Below are 4958 nucleotides of genomic sequence, written 5' to 3'. Positions count from 1 at the left end.
TGACACAGATGGGCGCAAAATACCATTTCTTGTCATTCCCGTGAAAACGGGAATCCATTTTCAAAAACCGCATAAAAAGCCAGTTAATAAAAAAGTGCAAAAGTATAGACCTGTATTTGCACTTGACGCATCAGGCGCATTTTTGCTAACATATTAGAATGGATATCGAGCCTGTTGACAATGAATCTGAGGCTATCCTTAAAGAGACAACCCTTCTGTATGTGGAAGATGATAAGGAGATAAATTGGCGGCTTTCCTGCTTTTTACGAAGGCGGCTGAAAACACTCTTTAGCGCCTTTAATGGTAAGGAGGGGCTTGAGATATTTAAGATGCAAACCCCGGACGTCGTGGTTACGGACATAAAAATGCCTGATATGGATGGCATTCAGATGGCCAAACATATCAAAGAAATGCAACAGGATGCCAAGATAATCGTCACCACCGCCTTTAATGATGAGGGGTATCTTATTAAAGCCATAGACGCACATGTAGACAGTTTTATAAAAAAACCTGTAGACCCGTATAAACTCATTGAAACTATCGCAAAACTCGCAATTGTATCCATGCAGAGAAGGGAACTTGACGAAAAAAGCAAGCTCATTAACTTTATACTCAATTCGCTGCCAAACTTTATAGTCACAATGAGAAAAAACAGGTTGGAGTTTGCAAATTCTACTTTGCTGGGGTTTCTGGATTGTTCTTCCATAAGGGAATTTCATGGCAAGTATAAATCGTTGGATGATATTTTATCCATAGCCACGAAAAATTGCGATAACTCCAGCGGATATGTAGATTTAATAAGCCATCTGAAAAAGTACAACGAAGAAGAAACGATAGTCTCTATCAATACCCCCGTGAATGATGCTTCATCCAGGGCGTATATTCTCAAACATGCCCACATCCCTGAAAGCGAAACATATATTTTTTCCTTGACCGATATAGAAAACTATGAAAGCAAAAGAAAAGAACTGGAACTCACAACCATAACAGACGATCTGACAGGCCTGTATAATAAGAGATTCTTTAATAAAACCCTATCGACACACATAAAGAACAGACAACGCTATGAGTACCCTCTTTCCTTGATTTTCTTTGACATAGACCACTTCAAGACAGTCAACGATGACTACGGACACCTCCTGGGAGACTGCGTCTTAAAGGAGGTAGCTAAACTGGTATCCGAACAAACCCGCACCCAGGATGTGCCGGCAAGATGGGGTGGGGAGGAGTTTATCGTTGTCATGCCACACATTGACTTGGAGGCCGCCGTTAAAATCGCACAACGCTTACGTGCAAACATTGAAAGTCAAAGAATGTGTGCCGTTAAGATTACAAGCAGCTTCGGTGTGGTAACATACATAGAGGGCGAAACGGAAGACGACTTCTTAAATCGTGCCGATGCACTGCTCTATGAAGCCAAACGCTCCGGTAGAAACAAGGTTTGCTTTTAAATACAAAGCAGCGTGACATTTTTACGGGGTCAAGGGGACTGGTCCCCTTGCAGGGGAGGTTTAAGGAGGGGGCGGAGCCGCCCTCCTTTTTTTTTGTATCGTATGCGCTTGAGTGAAACGCTCGACAGTTCTAGTTATCCACCACCTTGGTGTCCTTGGGAGGGGTGAAGGTGAATGTTTCATCGATTATGTTGGTGTTGAGGCGTACGTCCTTGAGGGTTATTTCGATTGTGTTATCCTTGAGGTCGGTGACGATTATCCTTTTGATCGGGAAACCGCTCTCCGACGGATATATATCGAAGTGCTTCATGTTGTTGAACTCCTGCTTTGGAACCAGACGCAGGGCGCCGTTGATGTCTGTGATGTCGTAGTGCTTTTCTACGTCCTTGAGGCCGCTTAACAGGGCTATCGGACTCTGCCCCATGGTCTGTGCGTCATAGCGCGTGCGTATGGCCTGCGACAGTTTCTTTTGGTAAACGATGAGCACGTTATCGTTGACGTAGACCTCCTGCACCTGATCGCCATCGTAGTACCAGAACAACTTGCTTGGTATTTTGATGAAGAACTCACCTTTGAAGTTCATCTCCTTGCCAAGGTCCCTGAGCTTGCTCGTCTGACTGAAATTTCCCTTTACATCCTTGAGCGTGGAATAAACCTCCTTTACCCGGGCCAGGAACTTGCCCCTGGTATCCTCCGCCCCGGCACGTGTGTGCATCAACGATACCAGAAGCACTACACACAACAACAAATACACGGGCATCTGCCCCTTTGCAGCTTTAATCATCTTTTTGTTCTCCTTTCTTTATAGAAAATACTACCGCCATGGTCCTCGACAGTATGAACAGGTCAAGCCACAACGACCAATTCATTATATACCATATGTCCAATCTAATTCTATCCTCATACGTATCGTTTTCTCTGTGTGAGACCTGCCACAGTCCTGTTATCCCCGGTGCAACCCTGGTGATGGCGTCAATGCTGTCCTGCACGGCGTTGACCTCGTTAAGCAGATATGGACGAGGCCCGATGAGGCTCATGTCTCCTCTGAGGACGTTTAGCAACTGTGACAGCTCATCCAGGGAGGTCTTTTCCAGAAACCTGCCTACCCGTGTCAATCTGCCATCGGTCGTACATCTGAAGTTAAAGCACCTGAAGGGGCGGCCATCCATGCCGAGCCTCACGCTTGAACAGATAACCGCTCCCCCGCCGGGGGACTCCAGCTTTATGAGCGCTACGATAACGGCCATCAGCGCCAACCACACCGGTGACAGGGCAAGGGTTACGGAGACGTCAAAAAACCTCTTGACAAACCGGTTGGGTAGCGACTTGAGATTGTTCCTGACCCGTAGCAGAAACAACTCCTCGTAGAACAGATGCAACATCTGCGTGTTTAACATCGCCACACCGTACAGATCAGGCACTACCAGTGTGTGCTTGACCCTTTGCTGGATTTCGTAGGCCATGGCAGAGGTCTTTTCGGCACCCATTGAGGGCATCGCTATGATGATGGTGTCTATGGCAAGCTCCCTGACAAACCGGGTATAGTGCCTGACCCTGCCAAAGACCTTTTTGCCGCTTATGAACTGGCCGGTCTTTTCCTTCTTGTCATCCAGAAAGCCCACCACGTCATAGCCGATATGTCGCTCCCTCTCCAGCCACTGAGCGATGAGGCCTCCGGCCCTTCCGGCCCCAAGTATGAGCACCTTTTCCCTGCATATCCCCAGTTGGAAGAGAAACTTCTTGCCATAGAGATGAAACACCGGAAAGATAAACATTGACATCACCCACAGCATCACCAGTACCGCACTTGATAGCATCTCATACACCCTGCCAAGCATCACCACGGCCATAAACACAATAAAGGCCAGCGTCAGGGCATGAAACAACTTCTTGGTCTCGTCCCAGAAGGGCAACCGTGCCGTGTATGTCTGCTGATGGGCTATGAAAAAGACATAGATTACCGGTATCCACCACAGTTGCGCATAGTAGCTGAGGGAATAATCGAGCGTCCCGCCGTCGTAAAACACTGGTGTCAACCACCGTCTCACAGACCATGCACCCAGCAGGGAGACGTAATACGCCAGTGTGTCAAGCGCTATCAGGCACGCTAATTCAAAGCCACGTTTCATATCCGCCCTGGTATTTTACCTTATCTCAGGCGCATCTGTAAAAAGCGTATTTTGTTTATATTTCATGGTAATCATATTTTTACGCATCCTGGATTCCTGGCCAAGCCAGGATATACCCCTGTTCGAGCCGGGGGCAGGCAAACTTGGAAAACGGCTGTAACTGTCATTCCTGCGAAACATGTCCCTGACTTGAACAGGGAGCAGGAATCCATCACCAACAACTTTCTTATGCACCCGACAAATTTTTGCTATTGGCTTTTCTGAAATGCTTGTGCCATAATTGTAGTACGATGGTGTTCGTGAAGAATTTTAGCAAGGAGGATTTTTTAGTGTGCCCGAGCATTTGTATGGTGCAAAGATGCAGTCTTGGCTCGGTTCTTGCTGTTATCTCAGCGACTACAACGGCGATGGCATCATGGCGTCAATGACATGCCCTGGCAAGACGGCTCAACCGGCGACGTCTACATGTGGTTTATGGACGGTACCACGATCAACTCCGGAGGATACGTCGAACAGGGCATCCCAAGTGACTGGAGCATCTACTAACGCAAATCAGCCACGGGGAGGTGCAGGCACAAGGGAGGCTTGCCCTCCCCTGCTTCTTTAACTACAGTAGTCCTTCAATCTCCCTGATGTCATTTGCCATTATCAACGATTCATTTATGGCAGAGAGCCTTGACTCATCTTTATAATTTCTGATTTTATCCATAAGGGACAAACCCTCCGCTCCGAATTTTACTCTCAGCAAAATCTCAATCGAATTTTGCATACCTCTTACCTGACCTTCTGACAAACCTTCTACCCGGCCCTCTACCCGGCCTTTTACCCGGCCCTCTATCAGGCCATTTTCTATGCCCTTCTGCACTCCTTGCATGAACCTTATATCCGTTTCCAGGTCGTATACTATCGGCATCTTATCCACCTCCTCTATTATGATCTTTTGCATGTCTCTCAACTTTGAAAAGACCTCTGTTTCCTTTATATACATCGACAGATCTAATCCTCCGATAACACTTGCCACCAGTTCCCTTAAAATCTCTCTTGGCAAGTCCGAGAAGCTTGGCGGCATATCCTGAAGATATTTCCGATTCTTTAAATAGTCTTACAACCACTTCCTCTTTGGCAGAGCGAACTATCTCATCCTCTAATTGCTTGTCCACTGTATCAGGGACAACCCATTTTAAAACAAGCTCTCGTCCCATAAGAAAGCCCTCCTTTACTCATTTTTAGGTCTGAGTTAACGTTTATCCCATAATATTTAGTATAAGCCTATGGTTTCGCACTTTCTGGATTCCTGCTTACGCAGGAATGACACAGATGGGCGCAAGATACCATTTCTTGTCATTCCCGTGAAAACGGGAATCCATTTTCAAAAACC

The 4958-nt window shown here is 46.7% G+C and carries 6 protein-coding genes; 2 read left to right on the top strand and 4 right to left on the bottom strand.

What is annotated here, in order from left to right:
* The first annotated feature begins 158 nt into the window (after positions 1 to 158).
* Complete coding sequence (locus HWQ67_RS12995) at positions 159 to 1451, top strand: GGDEF domain-containing response regulator (RefSeq protein ID WP_218253118.1); 1293 nt, start codon at positions 159 to 161, stop codon at positions 1449 to 1451.
* Positions 1452 to 1581: 130 nt separating this feature from the next.
* Here HWQ67_RS12995 and HWQ67_RS12990 read toward each other — a convergent pair whose 3' ends face one another.
* Both HWQ67_RS12990 and HWQ67_RS12985 read right to left on the bottom strand, forming a co-directional pair.
* Entirely contained in the window at positions 1582 to 2235 is a 654-nt protein-coding gene (locus tag HWQ67_RS12990) for a LolA family protein (RefSeq protein ID WP_218253117.1), read from the bottom strand.
* Positions 2228 to 3580, bottom strand: a complete 1353-nt coding sequence (locus HWQ67_RS12985; RefSeq protein WP_218253116.1) for a sugar transferase — start codon at positions 3578 to 3580, stop codon at positions 2228 to 2230. Before HWQ67_RS12985 ends, HWQ67_RS12990 begins: the two co-directional genes overlap by 8 nt.
* A gap of 366 nt (positions 3581 to 3946) precedes the next feature.
* Between HWQ67_RS12985 and HWQ67_RS12980 the strand changes: the two genes are divergently transcribed.
* The gene (locus tag HWQ67_RS12980) at positions 3947 to 4126 is read left to right on the top strand and encodes a hypothetical protein (RefSeq protein ID WP_218253115.1); all 180 of its coding nucleotides are present in this window, start codon (positions 3947 to 3949) and stop codon (positions 4124 to 4126) included.
* 61 nt (positions 4127 to 4187) lie between these two features.
* Here the strand turns inward: HWQ67_RS12980 and HWQ67_RS12975 are convergent, their stop codons facing one another.
* Both HWQ67_RS12975 and HWQ67_RS12970 read right to left on the bottom strand, forming a co-directional pair.
* Complete coding sequence (locus tag HWQ67_RS12975; RefSeq protein ID WP_218253114.1) at positions 4188 to 4526, bottom strand: hypothetical protein; 339 nt, start codon at positions 4524 to 4526, stop codon at positions 4188 to 4190.
* A complete protein-coding gene (locus HWQ67_RS12970) occupies positions 4495 to 4782 on the bottom strand; it encodes a UPF0175 family protein (RefSeq protein WP_218253113.1) in 288 nt (95 codons plus the stop codon). The genes HWQ67_RS12975 and HWQ67_RS12970 overlap by 32 nt, the downstream gene beginning before the upstream one ends.
* Between the last annotated feature and the right edge of the window lie 176 nt (positions 4783 to 4958).

Source organism: Candidatus Magnetobacterium casense (assembly GCF_019173545.1).
Classification (GTDB): Bacteria; Nitrospirota; Thermodesulfovibrionia; order Thermodesulfovibrionales; family Magnetobacteriaceae; genus Magnetobacterium; species Magnetobacterium cryptolimnobacter.
This window is presented reverse-complemented; position numbering and strand designations above follow the sequence as displayed.